15 protein-coding genes are annotated in these 19,937 nt (G+C 58.3%); 5 read left to right on the forward strand and 10 right to left on the reverse strand.

Translation table 11 applies throughout. The annotated features are described in order from the left end of the window. Positions 1 to 313: 313 nt before the first annotated feature. From NKH59_RS17075 to NKH59_RS17095, 4 genes are all read right to left on the reverse strand, one after another. Complete coding sequence (locus tag NKH59_RS17075) at positions 314 to 2,905, reverse strand: 3'-5' exonuclease (RefSeq protein WP_353022479.1); 2,592 nt, start codon at positions 2,903 to 2,905, stop codon at positions 314 to 316. Positions 2,906 to 3,390: 485 nt separating this feature from the next. Next, positions 3,391 to 5,727 carry a Z1 domain-containing protein gene (locus tag NKH59_RS17080; protein ID WP_353022480.1) on the reverse strand — a complete coding sequence of 779 codons (2,337 nt, stop codon included), beginning with the start codon at positions 5,725 to 5,727 and terminating at the stop codon, positions 3,391 to 3,393. A gap of 572 nt (positions 5,728 to 6,299) precedes the next feature. Next, positions 6,300 to 7,079, reverse strand: a complete 780-nt coding sequence (locus NKH59_RS17090) for a GIY-YIG nuclease family protein (protein WP_353022482.1) — start codon at positions 7,077 to 7,079, stop codon at positions 6,300 to 6,302. Continuing rightward, a complete protein-coding gene (locus NKH59_RS17095) occupies positions 7,009 to 8,211 on the reverse strand; it encodes a DNA cytosine methyltransferase (protein ID WP_353022483.1) in 1,203 nt (400 codons plus the stop codon). Before NKH59_RS17095 ends, NKH59_RS17090 begins: the two co-directional genes overlap by 71 nt. Before the next feature lie 96 nt (positions 8,212 to 8,307). On the opposite strand from NKH59_RS17095, the gene NKH59_RS17100 reads away from it, so the two are divergent. The 4 genes from NKH59_RS17100 to NKH59_RS17115 all read left to right on the forward strand — a co-directional run bounded on the left by NKH59_RS17100 (position 8,308) and on the right by NKH59_RS17115 (position 12,168). Beyond that, positions 8,308 to 8,733: a very short patch repair endonuclease gene (locus tag NKH59_RS17100; RefSeq protein ID WP_353022485.1), complete on the forward strand. Its 426-nt coding sequence runs from the start codon at positions 8,308 to 8,310 to the stop codon at positions 8,731 to 8,733. 406 nt (positions 8,734 to 9,139) lie between these two features. Continuing rightward, positions 9,140 to 9,556 carry a hypothetical protein gene (locus NKH59_RS17105; protein WP_353022486.1) on the forward strand — a complete coding sequence of 139 codons (417 nt, stop codon included), beginning with the start codon at positions 9,140 to 9,142 and terminating at the stop codon, positions 9,554 to 9,556. A gap of 498 nt (positions 9,557 to 10,054) precedes the next feature. Beyond that, positions 10,055 to 11,626, forward strand: a complete 1,572-nt coding sequence (locus NKH59_RS17110) for a hypothetical protein (protein ID WP_353022488.1) — start codon at positions 10,055 to 10,057, stop codon at positions 11,624 to 11,626. Continuing rightward, on the forward strand, positions 11,623 to 12,168 hold the full coding sequence (locus NKH59_RS17115) for a hypothetical protein (protein ID WP_353022489.1): 546 nt from the start codon (positions 11,623 to 11,625) through the stop codon (positions 12,166 to 12,168). The genes NKH59_RS17110 and NKH59_RS17115 overlap by 4 nt, the downstream gene beginning before the upstream one ends. 120 nt (positions 12,169 to 12,288) lie before the next feature. On the opposite strand, the gene NKH59_RS17120 is transcribed toward NKH59_RS17115, so the two are convergent. From NKH59_RS17120 to NKH59_RS17135, 4 genes are read right to left on the reverse strand one after another with little or no spacing between them, the layout of a single operon-like run. Further along, positions 12,289 to 13,197, reverse strand: coding sequence for a protein NO VEIN domain-containing protein (locus NKH59_RS17120; protein ID WP_353022490.1), 909 nt, complete (start codon positions 13,195 to 13,197; stop codon positions 12,289 to 12,291). After that, the gene (locus NKH59_RS17125) at positions 13,190 to 15,082 is read right to left on the reverse strand and encodes a DEAD/DEAH box helicase (RefSeq protein ID WP_353022492.1); all 1,893 of its coding nucleotides are present in this window, start codon (positions 15,080 to 15,082) and stop codon (positions 13,190 to 13,192) included. The genes NKH59_RS17120 and NKH59_RS17125 overlap by 8 nt, the downstream gene beginning before the upstream one ends. Next, positions 15,079 to 16,398: a ParB N-terminal domain-containing protein gene (locus NKH59_RS17130; protein ID WP_353022494.1), complete on the reverse strand. Its 1,320-nt coding sequence runs from the start codon at positions 16,396 to 16,398 to the stop codon at positions 15,079 to 15,081. The genes NKH59_RS17125 and NKH59_RS17130 overlap by 4 nt, the downstream gene beginning before the upstream one ends. Before the next feature lie 2 nt (positions 16,399 to 16,400). Continuing rightward, on the reverse strand, positions 16,401 to 17,240 hold the full coding sequence (locus NKH59_RS17135; RefSeq protein ID WP_353022496.1) for a hypothetical protein: 840 nt from the start codon (positions 17,238 to 17,240) through the stop codon (positions 16,401 to 16,403). Positions 17,241 to 17,549: 309 nt separating this feature from the next. Here NKH59_RS17135 and NKH59_RS17140 point away from each other — a divergent pair, with 309 nt between their 5' ends. Next, complete coding sequence (locus NKH59_RS17140) at positions 17,550 to 18,293, forward strand: hypothetical protein (protein ID WP_353022497.1); 744 nt, start codon at positions 17,550 to 17,552, stop codon at positions 18,291 to 18,293. Positions 18,294 to 18,515: 222 nt separating this feature from the next. Here the strand turns inward: NKH59_RS17140 and NKH59_RS17145 are convergent, their stop codons facing one another. Continuing rightward, the gene (locus NKH59_RS17145) at positions 18,516 to 19,679 is read right to left on the reverse strand and encodes an RHE_PE00001 family protein (RefSeq protein ID WP_502908707.1); all 1,164 of its coding nucleotides are present in this window, start codon (positions 19,677 to 19,679) and stop codon (positions 18,516 to 18,518) included. Between the two features lie 97 nt (positions 19,680 to 19,776). Continuing rightward, complete coding sequence (locus NKH59_RS17150) at positions 19,777 to 19,908, reverse strand: hypothetical protein (protein ID WP_352641367.1); 132 nt, start codon at positions 19,906 to 19,908, stop codon at positions 19,777 to 19,779. Between the last annotated feature and the right edge of the window lie 29 nt (positions 19,909 to 19,937).

The raw sequence follows: 19,937 nt of genomic DNA on the forward strand, positions 1-19,937 counted from the left end.
CTGGTCGGAAGCGCAGGGTTCAATGCTTCGACTATCAGTCACAAAGCGGTAGGGACAGCGATCTCGCGATCCGATCCCGATAGCCCCTTGTTGTACCTCAGACCCGACTCGATGTTTTGGATTTCGTCAGCGGCTAGCCCAGCCCGCAAGAAGACGGATTCACAAAGGACTCGGCAGTCATCGCGCAGCGTGATCAGGCACTTTCCAGAATGGCTGCCGCCAGAGCCCAAACGTTAAAGACGGGTATGGTGGACGCAGAGCGCGACACTCGTCGTATTGCGGATATGTGTGCAGGCCGCCGCAGTCGTCGGTCTTAGGAAAGGATTCGCGTCAGTCGTCGCAATTCCGCTGCCACGTTCGGGCCGAATTGCAAGTCATGACGCCGACTTTCAACGAGATCGGTGATCAACGAACGCATATTTTGCCATTTGCGGCGGCGCAAGCTACCTGCCGCCCGCAGGCCGCGGCCGTCGACTAACTCGATCAGTTTGTCCTGCGCTTCCAGCGACGAGCTCAGCCCATGGGCAGTATACAGGAACTGGAGGCCTGTTAGCTTCCCGACATCATCAATTTCCCTGTCCGGCTCAATTTCAGGAAGGAGTTCAGGGATGCCCTGAAGAAGCGCCGGATCCAAGATTTCGAATTCGCTCCAGAGGGCTGTTCCGATCGTGTCTGTCACCTCCGCAACCCAGGGACTGGCCTCCCCGTTGAATGACAGGATTAGTTCGCGCTTGGCGCGCGTCATTGCAACGTAAAGCTTGCAGGATGCGCGATATGCCTCTTCTTCCGGAGCATCGTGCGGCGGTAGAACGCCATTTCTGCAATTGAGAATGATCAGCGTGTCGAATTCGTACCCTTTCGTCTGTTCTAGGTCGCAAAAAACGAGGCGATCAGAACTGGGATCATACGCACCGTCGAGGGCGGTGACACCGCACTTCTCCGCGAAGCCCTTTACGTCCCGGCCCGAAAAGCCAGCAAAGGCGACGCAAACGGTTTTAGCATCGTTCTGCAGGGCAGTGGCCGCATAGGCTCGCGCGTAGGCAATTTCTTCTTCCAGCGTACCCGCGGCAAGTGCCATCGGAACGGAACCGCTAAAATTTGCGAACTGGGGGTCGAGAATTTCTAGATCGTCGCTGTCGAACATTTCGTCATTTAGATTATTGCTCAGGACTTCATAGGCGGCCTTCAGGATCTCCCGGCTGTTCCTATAGTTTTTCTGAATTCGCTCGCGCGTCACGCTTGAGACGCCTGCTTCGGGCAGGGAGCGATGTTTCGGAAGGATTGTCTGGGCAATGTCGCCGCAGAGAAAAATGTCGTTGGATCCGGGTTCGACGAGCCTGCGAATAACCCGTATCTCGGTGGTCCCAAAATCCTGCGCCTCGTCGACAAGGATATTTGTATACAGCGGTTGGATATCCTTGAGATGCCTCGCTAGAGCTGAGGTGAGTCCTAAATAGTCGACGACGCCCACATCGCGCATCTTCTGCTCCCAGCCGTCCAAACCCCTCAATATGTCCGACCGGCGATCCGCTGCGATTGGGAACTTGCGTCCCTTGCGTTCCAGACTGAGGTATGACGAGCGGGAATCCGGCGTGACGGCACTGCGTATCCAGTCAAATTCCTCACAAAGATAGGCTTCACCACTGACGCCTCGGGCAGTCATCGATTTTTGCAAGGGGAGCAGCACCTTTGCAGAATCGTTATTCAGCCACTGGCGGTAATATTCCCGAAAGACCAGGTCGACGTGCTCGCCGGACTTCCAAGTCACATCTACATAATGACGATCATTGTGCGGCTCGAACTGATTCAGGAGACGCTGGGCGAGCTCAAAAAACGACGTGACCTCGATGCGGCCTCGGACGGTGTCGTTGGTGCAAGCAGCGTCAACGAGCTGACCAAGAAGACCGGCGAGGCTGCGGTTCAGCGTGAGAAGCAACACTCTCGAATCCGGTGCTTCCGCCAAGCGGAGCGCACGGCGAACGGCGACGCAAGTCTTGCCTGATCCTGAAACCCCTGAGAGTTGGGAAACACCAGAGTAATCGGCCTTCACTACCTTTTCCTGCTCGGGATGAAGGTACAGGAACCATTCGTACCAGCTTGACCGCTTCTCAAATGATGCGAGCCAGGCCTCGTATTCCGGCGACCCAATGCGTAGGCGACGGATGTCCTCACCGTCGGCCACCTCGAGCATCTCGGCTTCATCGACATCCTCAAGGAGCCCGATACGGCCCATGCTCAGGTCGACATGAGCCTGTGCGCCTTCATAATTACCCGAGAGGAGTAGATTGAAAACAGCGTGGACGAGTTCGGCCTTCTGCGCATGGGGAATCTCGGCGACCAAGGATTCGAGATCGGTGGTGGTCGAACGGGCGTCCAGCGCCTCCAGCTTCCTCGCGACACTGCGCGGAAGGCCGTCCAGTACGTGGTCCATCGCCTCTGTGTCGAGACGCTCGACCACCGGCATGTCGTGGTGGTCCGCCCGGAAGTCGTTTGCGTGAACGACCTGCTGGCCCGAACCGGGCACAAGAACAGTCCTCAGGTCCCTGACGGCGGGCTTCATGCCTTTCTGCCTGTCCAGCCATTTGTCGGCGTCCTCATGATCGCCGACAAATAGGAAAAGACATGTCTTGTCGGTCTGCTGGGTAATCAGACGCCAACCATCACCGAGGTCATACTTCACAGCGTTTTTGATGCGGTTTTCGCCATGCTTGGTGACCGGAATCCCGACGAAGGGATTTGGGTCACGCAGGCTGCCGAGGATGGCCTTGACCTTGATCGCCTTTTTGTGCAGTTGGCCGCCTCCCAGGAAGGCCCTGCTGAGCGACTTGTCGAATTCCTTTGTGGTGAAGTAAGCGATTTGCCCGACGGCGCTGCCGGCGGCATCGATGCCCGATGCGATATTCACGAATTCCCCCATCCTTCTCGTGCCCACTCGCACGAGACCTATCCCGAAACATACAAACTTTCAGCAGTATTGAAACGCCGTCATTTTCATATCAGAGCCGCACTATGTCTCTCACGCACCAGGTTGCCTCGGTGCGCGCTTCGTTGCGGCTGTCACACCGCTAGGCGATGTTGATTCTTGTTCGATACTACCGAGCACGTGAGAATGCGACCGGTCGGCTGATATCCCTATTTAGAAAAAACTATTTCAACAGGATCGCCTTTGCAGACCGCAGGCAACACGACTCATCCGAAGTTTCATTATTGCAGCAAATTTGAGAATCGAGACGCTCACGGGCTTTCAACGCCATCCCCTCAAGATGTGAGCGCGACGCAGGCCACGGTCGCCCGCTGCTTCGCGCTCAATTGCGCCGTACGACCGTCCGCCTGCCGCTCGGACGTGGTCATTGGCCTGCTGTCGGTTCATTCAAGTCTGTTGGCAGGTGCTCAGGCTGCAACCTTCGTTGCAAACACGCAAGGCTCTGCGTCGGTCGGAGCGGCGAAGATCGGCCACCAAAACCGGTGCTGGCTCCAACCCAGGTCTCTGCCGCCCTGCTGCTGGAGCAGGATAAGCGCGGGCTTGGAGCGCGGCTCGTCGAGAACTTTCCGGCGAAGCGCAGTGCCAAGGATCGAGCGACCAGACTTATCGCCAGAACCCGCTCGCGACAGCTTTCTGCCTGTTTCCGCGAGCAGGAGGATCGTACCGTCACCGCCTTTGTCAATACCGGTGTAGTAGTCGATCAAGCCTCGCATGGCGTCCCATTCAAATTCAACGCTATCGAACTCCATGCTTTCTTCAATCGCATCAATGATATCCGACGCGGTCCTGCGATCGACGGCGACAAAATCGCCAGCGTCGCGCCATTCCGATTTGATCAGCCGCTCTAGTTTCGCCTGAATCGCTGCCATGGTGGAGCCGGCCTTCGTTTGGAAGTCGGTGGGCAACAGCATATCGCTGGGCGACACGGCGACCACATCGCTGAGCAACAATTTATTGGGCGCGCAGGGCTTCACGCGGCGCGTGGCGTCCGCCTGAATGAAAACTACGCCGGCGTCATGGGCGCCTGTTTCGAACGCCTCGCGCAACGCATTCTCAAAGCCGTTGATCGTGTAGAGTCGATCATAAACCGCTCGCGATGTGTAAAAACGCGTGGCCGCAAGATCGCGGCGATCACGGTTGCCGTACATTCTGGAATGCTGGAGCACAGTGTCCGCCTGCATCGTCTTGGGGTTCCGCCCATAGTAGAACGCGATCATGTTCGGGATCGTGATGCCACGATCGAGGATGTTCCCGCCCACCCAGATGTTGTAGGGAGTTCGCAGTTTAAGCTCGGCGTTGTCATCCAAAAGCGCCAACACGTCAGTGTCAGAGTTGACTTTTTCGACGACGACATCGTCGCTCTGCAGGGCGTCAATCAAGTCTTCAAAAGCCTCGTCGCGGGGCGGCATGCGGCCTTTGTCCGCAGTGACCGACATTTCGAGGTCGCTAAACGCTTCATCGAACATCGGCCGCAGGCGCGAAGGGTTGTTTTCGGCGGCGTTTATGATCGCCGCAAAAATCCAATCAATAACCTGATCCTGCCAGGCGTGCGCCGCCCGCTGGATGTCGTTGTGAATGACCATGGCGTACTTCTTCGGACGCTCGCCAGCCTTGCGCTGTTGCCAGCGCCGTACAATCACGCCGAGCACGAAGGTAATTATCGCGCGACGCAACCCGACCGTATTGGCCGTGTCAAGAACATTGTCCTTGCTGATGCGCCGCTTGTCGATCCTCCTTAGCGCGTCCTGCTCCTGCTCTGACACTTCGACGATCAGCCGCGAGCGAGGGTCCGATTCATCGAAGGTGCCAAAGTAGTCGTCGCCGCCGACATACGCGTCATGGATCGGCAGCAACTCGGTAAAAGCCGGGCGCTTTGGCTTGAAGACGTAATCGCCGCCATCCGAGGCATCTTCGTAGCCTTCGGGCTGAAGGTAGAGCGAGTACGGCGTCGCCGTCACCTGAAGGAAAGCCACATCTCCCGAAATGTCCCTCAGCCGGTCTATTTGATCAGCGATAGTCCCTTGCTTGATGTCGTTCTCGCCATTCTTCCGAACGAACCGAACGCTAGCGAGATCGGCCTCATCGTCCACCAGCAGAACCTTGCGATTCTGCAACCCGTCATGGGTTTCCATGAATTCGATCAGCCTATCCAAGTTGCGCGCTTGTTTCTTCGCGACGACCACGATTTTTCGCCGAAGTTCGCTTCGGGTGAGCTTGCCGGGCAGCTTCATAATATCGAGCACGATGAATTCATCATCTTCGATGAATTCGGCGAAGTCGGCGCGCAAGCGGCGAACGGTTTGAGCCGAGAGGGTCTTCGTGCCTTTGGTCAGGACAATCGCGATGTCGAAACCCTGGTCGAAGGCTTTCGCGATAGCGCCGACAAATGCCCTCGTCTTGCCTGATTGAATCTTGCCGAGAAGCATCCCCGGTTTTTTGTCTGTGGTCGCCGAGGTCTCCAATTTAGCGACGACGTTCCCGATACAGGCGGACAGGGGCTCGTCATCGTTGCGAAAGCTCTTAAGCCGCCCGTAATAGTTCGAGCCTTCCTGCAATTCCACGAGCTTGCGATTGTTGCGCTTCAGCCAGGCGCGAATCTGCGATTTGCGAAAGACGGGACCCGACGCCAGTTCGCTCAGCGGTTGGGGAAAGTCCGGAGACCGCACCCTCCAGTTCGTTACGGCCTGGCTGGACACTCCGGCCATCGCCGCAATCTCATTAATCCCTACAATTTCGTGCTCCAATGATCCCTCCTGTTTACATCATAAACAAATGTGTACTCCATACACATGTACGTCGTCAACAGGCTTGTTGATCCAGCTGTGTGGATGAGGTCGTTACGGCGTTATAGTGTGCGCGGCCGTGGCTGTAAATTTTGCGTGGAAACGTAGGGATCAGATTGAGAACAACGGCAGGGGTGTGGCAAGCTTGGGGCTCGGTTCGCAGACTATCCGTGGCCCATGGATGTGCGCCGGCCCCAACAGTTTTTGTAAGCACTTCAGTGTTGTTTGACGATAATGCCGGCGAGAGGGACGCAATGCATATTGGCGCATTCTATGAATTTTTTGCGGGGCAGGATGGCGCGGGCCGGATTGGGCTCCGGGTGGTCGTGCCTATTCGCCAATGATTTCGATCCGAAGAAAGCCGCGGGGCTACGCCGCCAACTGGGGTGGCGAGAGATTGACGATCGGCGACGTCGCCAAGGTCGATGTCGCCCAATTTCCCTGACAGCAGATAAAACTCGACGCCGACGGTGACCAAGGGTGTCGGGCATAATTGTTGTTTAACCTACTTTCGACGCGATGCCCTCAGTTCGTCAGTGTGAAATCGCAGTGCCGTCCCCGTCCAAGTCTCCCTTTGTGTCCTCTTCGTCCTCGGCTCCTTCCTCGACTAGGCTCTCGCCGCCGAGTTTCTCGAAGCGCCTTTCCGCCAGCCAGTTCATGCGCCTAGTCTGAGTCACGAGCACACGTCGAAGGCCCATCTTCACCTCGCGTTCGGAGATGACCTGCGACAGCTTGGACACGATGAGCGCCCGACGTGCCAAACGGGTGTCCGGATGGCCGCGCAACTCCTGGATCCGGTCGGAGACAATCGAACCACGCATGGAAGGCGGCTCGGTGATTTCTACAGTCGGCGCCGGCGGGTCCTTCTCATTCAAGATCGCCTTGAACTTGCTCTCGTTGCGCAGCCGAGTGAAGACAAGGTGCTCGAGCGCGTTTAGGTGCGCATTCGCCGTTTTAAAGTCAGGGTGCTTCGACCCCACGGCCTCGAACTGTGGCAGTGGCCAGACCTGTATCTCCGCCACCTCAAAAGGGTCCAACACCGACATCGCCACAGCGTCGGTGCGCTGGTTCGTGAGGTGGCGCCCGACGCGGCCGGAAACCTTCTCCTTGGTCTGGCCGACGTAGATCGGCTCGCCGTCGTAGTCGTAGAACGCGTATACTCCCCAGCGATAGCCGCCGACGGGACGCTTCTCGCCCGAGGGGTCGTCGTAGAGCGTTTCGCGGAAGAACTTCCGAATGGCCTTACGCAGCTCGTCCGTTTCGAGCGGCGGTGTTTTCGTGCTGTCCGTTGTGCTGTTCGGGAGTTTCGCCATGTTGTCCCTCGGTCGCTCGGAGGACCGGCTCGAACAGGTGCTGCGCCAGAAAGCGAACGACCGGAACTGCCACCCCGTCCCCTGTAAGGTGGTAGCCTTCATTGTATGCGCGAGGCAGCTTGTAGTCGTCCGGAAGTCCCATGAGCCGTGCGGTCTCCCTCGCGCTGATCAAGCGCGACCGCACACGGGTGCCGTCCACGACCATGATCGTCTGCCGGGACGACCCTCCCGTCGGTGTGCGCAGGCAGCCCGCGATCTCGTCGAAGCGCACTTCCGCTCTTACAGCTTTCCCGTCAGGATTCTGCGGTCTCGTCCGCTTGTAAACGGTCCCCACCATGCGGCGCCTGGCCCGCTTCGCGGCCTCAAGCTTCGCGATATTCACCGGGGACATCTGGGCGATCAGCCGCGCCGTCTGTTCCGTGGTGTGCCATTCGACGCTCGAGGGATTTTCTTCGACGAGGTCGGCGAAGCATGTGTTGCGGACAGGCGGAGAAGGAAGATTCCACCACAGCCACCGCTTCCGCGCCTTTGCAGGAATCCTTGCGACCGCGTTTTGAAGGCCGCGGGAATGGAAGGGCGCCACCGGCTCCGGCGATAGCATGGCCTCGTCGACCTCGAAATCCCCGCGGACGCCGATGACGAAGAGCCTTGGGCGACTCTGCGGGACGAAAAGTTTTGCGTCGATGACCATAGCGCCACAGCGGTAGCCCGCTTCCGCGAAAGTCTCGGCGATCGCCACGAAGTCAGCGCCTCCGTGGCTAGTCAGAGTCCCGTTAACGTTTTCCAGCGCGATGATCTTCGGACCGCGGCCCTCTGCGATCAGGCCGTTCATGATCGTCCAGAACGGGTAGAAGGTTCCCGAACGTTCGCCTTTCAATCCCGCGCCGCCTCCGGCAAGCGACAGATCCTGACAGGGGAATGACCCCCAAGCCAAGTCGGCAGTGCCGGGGAGCTTGTCGATCTTGACTTGCCGAATATCACCGACAGTCAGCTCGCCGCCGGTCCCCCAGTTGACCTGATACGTCAGGCCTTTCTTTACATCGAAATCGTTAGCGAAGGCACACTGCCACTCTGGACCAAGTCCGGCACGCGCCATCCCTCCGCCGGCGAAAAACTCATAAAATGTCGGCATGATCTCCCCGTGATTCGCGCGTGATGCTAGCATACCCCACGCCGAAAATGGTTTACGGTTTGTTCTCATCCGTAACATGCTCACCATGAATTTTCCATGACTGCGAACGTTGATCCTGCCAGAAGCCGACAAATGTCCTTGGTCCGGTCAACCGGCACAAAACCGGAGATGGCCGTCCGCCGCCTCGCGCACGCACTCGGCTATCGCTTCAGGCTGCACAGCAAGGACTTGCCCGGGAAGCCCGACTTGGTGTTCCCCCGGCGACAGGCCGTCATCTTCGTACATGGGTGCTTCTGGCACGGACATGGCTGCAAGCGCGGCGCGCGTATGCCGAAAGAGAACCGGGAATACTGGTCGGCGAAGATCGCGAGGAACGTCGAGCGCGACACCGCGAGCGTCGCAGCGATCGAGGCCGACGGGTGGCGGGTCCTAGTGATCTGGGAATGCGAGATGAAAGACGCGGACGGCCTTGCTCGCCGACTCGTCGACTTCCTGGGCAAGCCTTGCGGCGGGTCGCTTTAAAATCCGGAGTGGCTGACCTTGGAGAAGGCCGCCGACGATTAGTGACGAACATGTTAGATCTTGAAACCGAGGTAAGAAAGGCACCGGCGACATATCGTGCCAGTCTGCGCGCGGTCGAGAAGGCGGAGGATGATCTAACCGATTGTTCTCGACGGACATCGCCGTCGCGCCCTTGCGGTGTACACTCGAACAGCTGCGTATGAAGCACATGGAAAATCATCGCGAATGGCGCGAAAGCTTGACAGGTTGGGCTATATTCCGGGTGCCACTCGCAGTGATGTGGCGATGAGGCACACCCGTGTGGGATCGATATTGGGTGAAGCTGTCTGACTGACGCCACTCTCGTCGAGACATCGGGGTCTGTTCCCCATTTGGCAAAAGAAATTCAGGCGATGGGGAGGGGCGGATGAAGCTTAGGGTCGAGGAAGCGGATTGGGACGATATCTTCTCGGACATGGTGAGGATTCCCGGTGACTACCGCAGGCACCCGAACGGGGAGAAGATAGAGAACGGCAATGTCGTTCGCATCGAGCACGACGGCAAGCATGTCTTCGCGGTCGGACGCGGGCTGCCTGGCAGGAACGACGCGCCCATGATCTACATGGACGAAGTCACGAGCCGAAAGCTCGGCATCCGGAGGGGTAGCGAGATTGAGTCCGCCAACATTCGGGAAGCCACACGTCGTGAGCAACTGAGGTGGTATCGTCACGCCAGCAATCCGGCAGCGCGGGTCGCCGCGGAGGTGGCCACGCTTTCGCTCTGGCTTGGTGCCCTGTCGGTTGTCCTCGGCCTGATAGGCGTCGGCATCGCCATATGCGCTTAGGGCATCCGGGATGAAGCAGATCAAGGACTTCTCGGATGACCGCTACAAAGGGACCTGACTTCATTGCGGTGCCGCGCTGGAATCGAAGCCAGCAAACGACGACCACATTCCGTCGAAGGCTCTCCTCGATCGCCCGCTTCCCGCCAACGTTCACGTCGTCAAGACCTTCGTTTAGTGCAACAACGGGTTCTCGTCCGACGAGGAGTATTTCGCCGCGTTCTTGGGGACAGCCATGTCGGGCTCGACCGATCCCGACGCCCAGGTGTTCGAAACGACGCGCAAGGCACTTGGCCGTGAACGCCAAGCTCCGCCGCGAGATCCAGGCAACAAGGATAGAGAGGGCCGAGGCAGACAGGAGCCTCCGGCGCGTTTGGCTCCCTGACCTTGACCGAATCCGACGTGTCGTTGTGAAGAATGCGCGCGGACACGCCTTCCACGAGCTTGGCCAACCCATGTTCGAAAAGCCTGACGACATACTGATTGTGCCCTTGGAGGTGATTGACGAAGAGCCGCCTTGCCGAATTCCTGACCGTCGATCTGGGCTCCGCGTGGCCCGAAGTCGGACGTCGACTGCTCCAGCGGGTGTACGAGGGAATTGACATGGCGGATGGTTGGATCATCGTCCAGCCGGACATCTATGTCTTCGCCGTCATTGAGACGGACGGCATGACCGTTCGCAGCATCATTCGCGAATACCTTCTAACGGAAGTGTCGTGGCGGTCGTTAAATTCGGCCGTTGCGGCAGTTCCACGAAGATGCTCCAACGGCACCTTGCCACGTGTGGCGCAGTTTTACGGAGAGAGGGTGATTAGATTGGTAGAGATCAAACTTAACGGCAGCGCGAAACCGTCAGATCCCGACGCGTTTGAGGAAACAGTAGCAAAGTTCGTCAAACAGTTTTCGCCAACAGAAACTACAATCCATATTTTTTCAGACGATCGAACTGGCGCTATTTTTTCGGAATGTCACGTTTCCGCGAAGGCACTTGTCGAGCTTGGAACAATCGACACCGCGCTAGACCCAGAAGGCCAGCCCGAATACCGCGCCAATCGGGATCTCGTTGAGGACCACACAGCCTACAAGCAGATGGTGCTGGATGCTCATGCTGGCAGGACATTCAGCAACATCGTTTCCGAATATATCACCGGGGACCCGAAGCCGCTGAAAATCATCGGCGGCCAGCACCGTTACACCGCAATTCAGACGGCCTATGACCTATCGAGCGTCAATAAAGAGCATGGAATAAAGGTCTATTTTGATCTCGATTCCGACCAGCGTCTTGACGTCCAAGTGATATCAAACACCAACATATCGGTGTCCCGCGATCTCTTAGATCGAATGTACGAAACTCTTGCCGGAGCGGACTTGCGGGAGTGGTGCCAAAAGGTCGGCCTACTTGGCCCAAAAGAAGATTTCACCGACAAGCGGAAAAGAGGTAGTCCGATATCGGTTAGGGCAGCTCGGTCCTTTATCATCAACTACTATCTCGGCGCCCAAAGCGCCGCAAATGAATTTGAGAAATCGGACACGACACCTGTTGTCCCGAAGTCAGGCACCGCCAACGTCGCCGAGTGGGATAGCGTTAAGAAGCAGCATCCCGATCTTTGGACCGACGATAAACTCTTGCGAGCAGGAAAAGAGTTTAAGCGTCTGGTCGATAAGCAGCGCGAGAGTTTTGCGAGGAAACCTGGAACCAAAACCGGAAATCCGGACTTCGCGGAAAAGGCTATGAACGACGCGGTTCTTTCGGCTTGGCCGTACGTCGCCGGCCTCCTTAAGGACAACGATATCCGCTTGCAGCGGCACTTTGGGCTGACCGACACGGGCAAGCCGGATCCGCTTCGAGCGGCAGCCTTGGCGAAAGGACGTCATCAGACCGATCCGGAGAACTACCGTGGCCTCGGCTATCGAACCGACCCGAAGGAGCGTGGGAGATTTGTCGAGCTTTTTTGGCTTCAAGCGGAGAAAGGAGGCGGGATTAGCGACAAAATGATTAGTGCTGCAATAGCCGCGTACCACGCCAAACAGGCTCTCCTAGATGCCGAAGAAAAGAAGAAGGCGATGGAATGAGCGGTCCGGACCTGGGCAAAGACCTCAATCGGCGATTTGAATACGCGAAGGCGTTTTACCTCAAGGCGCTCGAGTGCAGTGAGCCCGATGACCAGAAGACAATGATAGAAGTCAGCTTCGCGTTGGCTTTCTCGTTCTTGGAGGGGACACTTGCTTACGTCTTCAATCATTTTGCCGAGACCAAACAATTCGATGTCTTTGAACGTTCCGTCATGACGGAAACCGACATAAAGATCGTAAAGGGAGAGCCAACAATCCGAGGCGCAAAGTACCGTTCAATTGATGAAAGGCTGCATTTTCTATTTTGGCGTTTTTCGCACAAACAATTCGACACAAATCAGGCATGGTGGCCCTTACTTTCCGGAGCGATCACAGCGCGGAATCAAATAATGCATCCGAAAGTTGGCGTAGAGCTCACGGTGACGGATGCCGAAAACTGCCTCATGGCGATAATGAATGCGACAAATGCCCTTTTCCTGACAGTCTTCGGCAAACCTTGGCCCAAAGCGAAAAAAGGTCTTCATTCATCTGTGACGGTCTGAGCACGGCCCATACCGTCGCCGGCAAGGCAACGCACGGGGTCTTTTATGAATGTGCGGTCTTTCCGGATGGCTGGTCTTACAGTTCTCTGGACGCGCAAGCGACTACGAGGCGCGCACATCTTACCTACACTCCGACGAAAAGGTGTTATCCACGCGCAGTGCGCTTGGAATCCACATATCGGGGGTCGGGCGAAATTCAGCGGAATCGGTCCATTGGAACGTCGGCGATGGATCAGGAGCCAACGCTTGGAGCGCGCCGCTGCTAAGTTCACGGACCTCCTCTACGTGAGCGGCTACGATGGTTCGTTCCACCATTACACTTGACGAAAATATCACCTGAATGAGTCGCCATTCGGACCCGAACTTTGCTGCTTTGTCGAATTCGTTGCGCGACACGAATACGCGGTCTGCGGTGGCTCTTACGCACGCCTTCACCTCCAAGCGCTCGGTAGCAGAGGCCCGACGGTTCTCAATGTCGTAGCCGTACCAATCAGAGAGGAGCGCCACATGCACCGGTGAGTATCTCTCATAACGAAGGGCCGACATGATTGCGAGTTCGCCAGCATTGCCGAGCATCTTTCTGCGCTCGTCAAAGGCCGCACGTGTTAGCCGATGATGTATCTCGACGAGCAGCGGTTCCAGGTCCTGCCCAAGCCAGGAAAGGGCTTCTAGGTCACTATCGGGAATGAATTCTGGGGCCAGACGCCCGTCGACAATTGCAGCTCCAATCCACGCCGGAGGGCATCTCTGCAGCAAGAGACGGGCAATGCCCAACAGACAACGTCGATCAGCCTTGCTGTCGAAAGCGGCAAGGACGGGATTGATCGCGACGACATCGGTTATGCTAGCGAGGTTGATATCTACGAGCAGCCTCGCGGTACCTAGGACGTCAGTTGAGGCGGCCATGATGGTCGACTTCCCGCTCGCGGATATCACCCAAGAGTTGAAGTCAACTGAAGGCCTAAGCCGCGCACTGTAGGCCAGCAGGAAGGCAGCATGACAGCGTCCGCGACTTGGCAACTCATACATCTATGGTTCCGACGTGTGCGGCAACGGCCTGCCAGTCATCCTCGAACGCAGGTGCACCGCCTTCGCCCTCATCTGGAGAAGGTAGTGAGATCTGGACTAGGCCGGGATCATCCATCAAACGGGAAAGCGCCCTGACCTTGTCGTGAAGCCTTCCGTCAACCGTATTGTCGATGGTGTTCGAGCTGATGAGTAGCGTGAAACGCGTTTTTACATCCGCCGACAGCCCGAGCCTGTGAATGCGATCCTGGCTCTGCAGGAAGTGGCCCGCATTGAACGTCCTATCCAAGAACACAGCGTGGTGACACCAGTGATGGAGGCTGATGCCCTCGCCGCAGGCTGCAGGATTTGCCAGGAGCGCCACGCAATGGACATCATGTCGGAACCGCCGAAATTCATTCTCGCGCGTTAGGTCGCCGGGGGGAGCACCGTCGTCGGAGGGAACTCCTCCATGCACTATCGCCGGCTGATATTGCGCAAGCATTCGAGCCAACACCTTCAGGTTGCGCACGAAATTGGACCAGATCAGGACCTTCTCGCCGCGTTCGGCTGCTGCCGCTACAATGGAAAGCACTTGTTGGTATTTCCACGGCGTCTCAAAGCTTTTGTAGCTTTGTAGCAGGTTGACGAGCGGCTCGCTGCTCGACAACTCGAGCGGCGGGTGAAGGAATCCTGGATCATCACTCTCATCCGAACCGGCCGTTAACAGCATGGGATTTGTCGCGGCCTCGAGCAGGTACATTACTATGCGGCCAAGGCGCTGCATCTCGTGCCGACCGCGGTCGGGAAGCGAAAATGTGGCGCGGTAGCGACCCACGAGCGCATCATAGATCGCGCTTTGGATGGGACCCATTTGTCTGCGGATAACCTCGAACGTTGTGGGAGGCAGCTCCAGCTCGCTCTTGGGAGTTCGAACGAAGTACCGCGTAATCGCTGCGTGAGTCTCACCGAGAACATTCGGATCGCGCCCCAGCCTTTCGATGTAAGCAGACCTAGGAAGAATCTGGCGATCCTGACCCGGATATAGGAACTTCACCAGAGCCACGAGATCGTGCGCGCCTTGGGGGGCCGGCGTACCAGTTAGCACGTCTCGGCGATGAGCCGCATAGGCCAAATCCAACACAGCACGACCGTGCACCCCCGAAGCGCCGCGCTTTACGCGATGGGCTTCGTCGAGCACAACCTTGGTAGCCCCATTCGCTACGAAGGCTCTGATGATGTCATAGTCGCTTGCGACGCGATTGTAATTTGAGAGCAGGATCTCCGTGTCTTGCGGGATAATTGTTTCGGGACCCCCAAAGATTACAACGCGCGGTGGCTTTTTGAAGCAAGCGACTGCATCCTCATCCCAGGCTCCGAAGGCGGCGATTGGCGCAACGACCATAAGGCGGTCGATACTTCCTCGAGCGCGACCCAAAGCAAATGCCGCCAGCGCCACCGTCGTCTTACCCGCTCCAGGAACCGAAAAGTCCGCAGCATGCGGCAGACGCATGAGGCGGGCGAGATTTCTCCGTTGAAAGGGCTTCAAATTTCTTTTGAACCCGGCGGCCTCAAGCTCGGCCGCGAGGGCCTCAAGCTCGGTTTCGCTTGCTTCACCGGCTTCGATCGCCACGGAACGGGCACGGCGATCATCAGCCATTAATCGCAACTGTGATGTGAGGGTCGGTCCTAACTCAACCCGCTCTGCAAACACTGCCCGAATGTCGCGTAGGACATCGAGTTCCGCCATGAACACATCCGGGTGCACCACTGACTGTCGTGCCGATCCAGTGAGGATGCCGCGAGCAAATGCTTCCTGCAGCCGGGCCCAGGCACCAGGATTCGTGTCGTCCAAACGATCGACGACGACCGTCGGACGGTCCTGCCGATAGAGCTCGGCACGGATCATCCGCGTGCCTCGAGCTTGCTCACTTCGGCCTTGAGCGCGGCCACCTTTGTTTGGAAGTCGGCTTCATTCCATCCGTCAAAGCTACGCGCCCGTTCAAGCGCAGCGGCTGCGCGGCCAACCTGCTCCTTGGCGGCGGCAAGCCGGCTCAATGGAGCCACGAGCGCCTTTACGTCCTTAGAATCCTCATCGGCTTCCTGTGCCGCGACGGCGACGGCAGCCCCTACGGAAGCAATCAGATCGGATACGACAGCGCTCTTGCCATCTGCGAGAGTCACTATCTCTTCGCCGCGCTTGCGCGCGAAGAAGGCGAGGATATCGGAAAGGTCCTCTTCCTGTGCCGCATCACCGAGGGCGTCATCGAGAACATCGCCGCCGTTGTTGGGCACATCATGCCTGATGGCACAAAGCAGCGGTGCGATTGTCGGATCCGATTCCAGTTCCTGCCTGACTAGTGCGGCGGCATCCGGCCGCTGAAGGTGGCGAAGATCGCGGTAGTTGACCCCGGTCAGCGTGCCAAGGAAGTAGGCGCCGCGAACGGAATTGGCCTCAGCCTTAGGCTTAGTTCGGATGTGCCTAGTGAGTTCCTCAAAAGCCGACTCGTTCTCATCAAAGTCGGCGTGGTGGCGAGTGCCGTCTGACAGTGCCACCAGCTGATGCAGCTGCTGCAGCTTTTCATACTGTGCCCGAACCTTGGGTACATCCTTGTGCATCCTCGCCGCGACTCGATCCCAGTTCTGGGCTTCGCGGTTGAACAGTTCCTCGATCAAGAGCGCTTCATTGACCCACGAATAGTCCTCGCGGAAGTCACGTGCGATCTGCAGCTCAGTCTCGAGATCGACGAGTTCATCCATGGTCGCATCGGCCGGAAGGACGAGGCAGCGGACATATCGAGAAGGCGCATGCTGATCGTCTAAATAGAGGCTACGAAGCGCAGCGGACCTACGGTTGCCGTTTACAAGAACGCCCTCCGCAGTTGCTACGGCCGGCTCCTGCTGACCACGTTCTCTCAGATCAGCCTTGAGATCATCGAAGCCCGGCTGAGATCTCAAGATACGAAGCTGTGCCGCTTGTGCTCCCGACCCCATCGGGTCCGCCGAAAACAGGTCTGGGCGCCCCTTCGTCTCAATCTCTCGCATCTGCTCAGCCTTAGTCCGGTGGTTCAGAGTGGAGAGTCGCACCCACGTCACCTCCAGGTCCACCAGCGGCAGTTCGCGATCTGGCCGCGACCAGGCGGCCAGCAGCGCGCGTCGTTTCGACGAGCTCTGGCGCGCGATAAGGTGTTGAACTCGTTCCTGGTCTAATACAGGGTTCATCATTACTAGCTCCTGAAGGTCGTTAACCGTCCCGGACCAAACCGGGAGGCGATTGTGGTCCTGATGCCGCGGACGCCTTGGTGAAACCCGATGTACCCGGTCAAAACACTTGCATTGCCTGCATCGACATTGAACGCCGAGAGCAGAACTGCCGGGAAACGCCGCTGGCGGCGACCGTCCCAGTTGAAGGCAGGTCCTTGGCCCCGCTCCGGCATGATCCAGATACACGGAGGAGGAATGCGGTTTCCGCCAATCTCCACCGCCCGGCCCATCTTCGGGCACGGTCGAAGGTCTGACCCGCAGAGGTCATTGTGGAAGATGATGCCATCAAGCGTATCTGGTGCATCCGAGAAAAAGCGACGGCGGAGTCGGTTGACCCCTTTGAAAACATGTTCTCCGGGTTCCGAGGCCAGACTCGGGCACAACCACCAAAGGTAGGTCTCGACAGCCCATGAGGGAACAGACCATGCAACGCTGCTGTGAGCGCCGTCGGGACACCCCTTCTGGATGATGGCTACGTTACCAATGTCAGGCACGGCCAGTTGGTAAACCGTATCCTTTCCGTAGACTGGGCGAACCACACTGGCTATCGCGCCCACAGCCAACATATGATCGAAGATCATACCCAGAAAGTCACGCCGATCGGCATTGCTGGCGGCCGTGCTGCCGCGAAGCTTCTCGATCGCGGCAGGAAGGGCCAATCTAAACTCGTCCGCCGAAAGTCCTCGCTGATAAAGGTATTGCGGCTCATCGGCGATGCCGCTGACGATTTCGGCAACGCGATTTACCACCTCCTCCGGTGGCGCCCCCCGATGGCGACATGGTGCAGCTTCTTCACCAGCCATTAATCAACCCCGGTATTTAACGCGCCGGCTGACGCGATGTGTTCAAGCGTTATAATGATGTGAGGGACGGACTGCAAAGAGTCGGCCTCAACAAAACGATGTTCGCGGCTATGATTTGTCAGGAGTTCTGGCTTTCGCGCCCGCCTCTCTCATGACAACGGGTACACCGATGCGGGAGAGAGCACTGCAGCGCTGGCCGCAGCACCGCCAAGACCAAACGATCCGCAATTGCACGGTCATGCCGGTCGCACTGCCCGCCCGCTTCGCCGAAGGCTTTATGGAGGATCATACACGAGCAGGAACTATACAATGAGAGAAGACGAACGCATTTCGGTCGTTAAGGAACTCCTCTTTGACTACGTGAAAAGCCCGTCCCTGCGCCACATCCGCGACCCATATTCGTTGATCAGATTGGCGCAGGAGATAGTTAGGCGGGTTGACCGGGGCAACTCGATCTGGAGGAAGTGGGATGGGCAACGCGAGGTCCTGCTCAAGTCAGCCGTGGGCTGTTGGATACCGGTCGAGGCTCTGCGTGATTTCATCAATGAAATGCCGGGGCCACGGGTTACGGCGACAGACGTCGGCCAGCGCCTGAAAGCGTTTGAGGAGGAGGAATACTACTCATATCCCAAAGAGGAGCTTCAAAAGGGCTGTCTCGCGCTTTACGAGAAGGAAAAGGCTAACGAGACCGAGCTTCCAGCCATCATTGGCCTACTCAGGGACCGCGTAGAACGGGGAGAGGAGCGCCTTCGGGCGGAGCAGCAGAAACGCTATCAGAGATTGCGTGAAGCAGACCGAATAGCTCGCGAACAGCGGCTCCTGTCAGGCGCTGACTGCAAGTGGACGCAGCTGCAGAAATCCCCGCGTTGGTATTGCCGCGCCAACGGCAGGACATATCGTCTTTCGCCAACCAATGACAAGATGTGGAACCTCTATCGCGTCAATTCGGTCTCGGAGGAGGACGAGGCAGCTTTGATCGGGAAGTATCAACGGCGCGGCGACGCAACGAAAGTGGTTTCGCAAATGGCCTATCAGCCGGAGCCAAAGTGGTAGCTTAGGCGGAACGGCAAATCGGAGGCACGGCCTTGAACCGGATCGAACCCCGTGAGCGTAAGCAGCCCTAGGCGAGGACGGACATTGCAGGCACGGCGCCCGGCAGGGTCCGTAGAACAGACGATGAATCCAGGGGACGAAAATCCCGACCTGCGAAAGCCGTGTAGCTCAATGGCTTGATGCTGCATGATTTGGATTTGCCGGAGACAAGTTCGGGCGATCCTACATAATCCCCCACGCCCGGTAGCGCCCCCGGCCCGTCACCTCGCGGATACCGAGTTCGGCGACGAGACCGAGCGCGGCGCGTTGGCTGACTTTCAGCTCGGCCGCGATCAGACCCGCCGACACCAGCGGCCGCGTCAGCACCGGCTCGATCAACGCTGGCAGGCTCGAGTTTTTTCGCCGCTTCCTGAGCCGACGTTCCATCTGACCTTTGGCCAGCACCAGCCGGTCGAGTTCCTTCAGCCCGGCTGCGGCGGCCTCTGCAAACGCGTCGAGGACAGCCAGCAATCGGGTGATCCGGACCGGGGCGTTGCGCCGTTCCCGGGCAATCAAACGCAGCCCCGAGTTGAGAGCAAAAAGATGCGAGCTAGCCTTGCCGCGTTCCCTGAGCAGCGCGGCCACTAGCAGATTGCCAAGCCAGTGCTGGTGCTGCAGCGGTTCGATGTCTTGCCATGCCTCCCAGGCGATCGCCGCGGCCAGCACGGCCGGCATGGTTTCGCCGCGCAGCCGGTCGATGACGGCGAGCCAGTCGGCAAGCCGCTGGTCCTCGTCCCAGTCGAGATCGCGGATGAGCGGCCCGAGACTGTTCGGCAAGGCCTCCCGCGCGTTTGCCCCCTGCCCTGCCGTGTCGACCTCCGGGCTGTCCGCCGCGCGCGGCGCAAAATTTTCGCCCGCCAGCAGCCGGCTGGAGCGGGCCAGCACGGCGTCGATCTCGGCCATTTCTTGCGCCAGCGCATCCGCCTGGTCGATGTCGTCGCCATAGGCGTTGTCGCCAGAGCCGTCGTCCGGCCCGGCGGCCGCCGTCGCGGCATCAGCACCGGAGCCGGCCCGTGCCGCGCTCGCCGCGTTGTCGCCGCCCTCCCCTTCGCGCCCGCGCAGGACCAAAAGGCCGGGGCGCGACAGCGCCCAGTCCGGCTTTTGCGCAAGAATCCGGCGCCGGGTCCGCAGCACGGCATGCGCCCGGGTGAGTTCGTGGGTCGGGGTGCGGATGTCCATATGGGGGTCGTGCAGGACGAGGTCTTCCGTGTGAGGCCAGACTGTCGTCCAGGCTCTTTCATAGCGCTCAGGGATGTGGATCATCTTGAAATTGTATTGCCGTAAACCATCGTTCGAGAACCCATGGCTTGAAGTCTCGATCGGCTGCTTCTCAGTCTCGCCGGACATTTAAACGCTCAACAGCGCCTTGTGGAACAATAGCGTTTTAGGCGGTGCGCGAGTTTTGGCCTGCTGTACATTGCAATAATCAGCCACGAAGATGCGTTCATCCATGCAGCCGTTTGGTCGCCACCTCGCCACCCTTGCCGAAGAAGACGAAGCCGGTGGCGCGTTCGGATGATCCAAGATCGACCGTTTGCGGCAAAAGGGATTTGATTTTTGGCGGCAAGGTAGGCAAGTGTAGCATCCGGCGGAGGCGTACTGTAG

This window comes from Mesorhizobium sp. M0998 (assembly GCF_040318885.1).
Classification (GTDB): domain Bacteria; phylum Pseudomonadota; class Alphaproteobacteria; order Rhizobiales; family Rhizobiaceae; genus Mesorhizobium.

Excerpts from the sequence above, each read along its gene's own strand:
- NKH59_RS17090 (WP_353022482.1), bottom strand. The coding sequence starts at position 7,079 with ATGGCGAAACTCCCGAACAGCACAACGGACAGCACGAAAACACCGCCG.
- NKH59_RS17095 (WP_353022483.1), bottom strand. The coding sequence starts at position 8,211 with ATGCCGACATTTTATGAGTTTTTCGCCGGCGGAGGGATGGCGCGTGCC.
- NKH59_RS17100 (WP_353022485.1), top strand. The coding sequence starts at position 8,308 with ATGACTGCGAACGTTGATCCTGCCAGAAGCCGACAAATGTCCTTGGTC.
- NKH59_RS17105 (WP_353022486.1), top strand. The coding sequence starts at position 9,140 with ATGAAGCTTAGGGTCGAGGAAGCGGATTGGGACGATATCTTCTCGGAC.
- NKH59_RS17115 (WP_353022489.1), top strand. The coding sequence starts at position 11,623 with ATGAGCGGTCCGGACCTGGGCAAAGACCTCAATCGGCGATTTGAATAC.
- NKH59_RS17120 (WP_353022490.1), bottom strand. The coding sequence starts at position 13,197 with ATGTATGAGTTGCCAAGTCGCGGACGCTGTCATGCTGCCTTCCTGCTG.
- NKH59_RS17125 (WP_353022492.1), bottom strand. The coding sequence starts at position 15,082 with ATGATCCGTGCCGAGCTCTATCGGCAGGACCGTCCGACGGTCGTCGTC.
- NKH59_RS17130 (WP_353022494.1), bottom strand. The coding sequence starts at position 16,398 with ATGATGAACCCTGTATTAGACCAGGAACGAGTTCAACACCTTATCGCG.
- NKH59_RS17135 (WP_353022496.1), bottom strand. The coding sequence starts at position 17,240 with ATGGCTGGTGAAGAAGCTGCACCATGTCGCCATCGGGGGGCGCCACCG.
- NKH59_RS17140 (WP_353022497.1), top strand. The coding sequence starts at position 17,550 with ATGAGAGAAGACGAACGCATTTCGGTCGTTAAGGAACTCCTCTTTGAC.
- NKH59_RS17145 (WP_502908707.1), bottom strand. The coding sequence starts at position 19,679 with ATGTCCGGCGAGACTGAGAAGCAGCCGATCGAGACTTCAAGCCATGGG.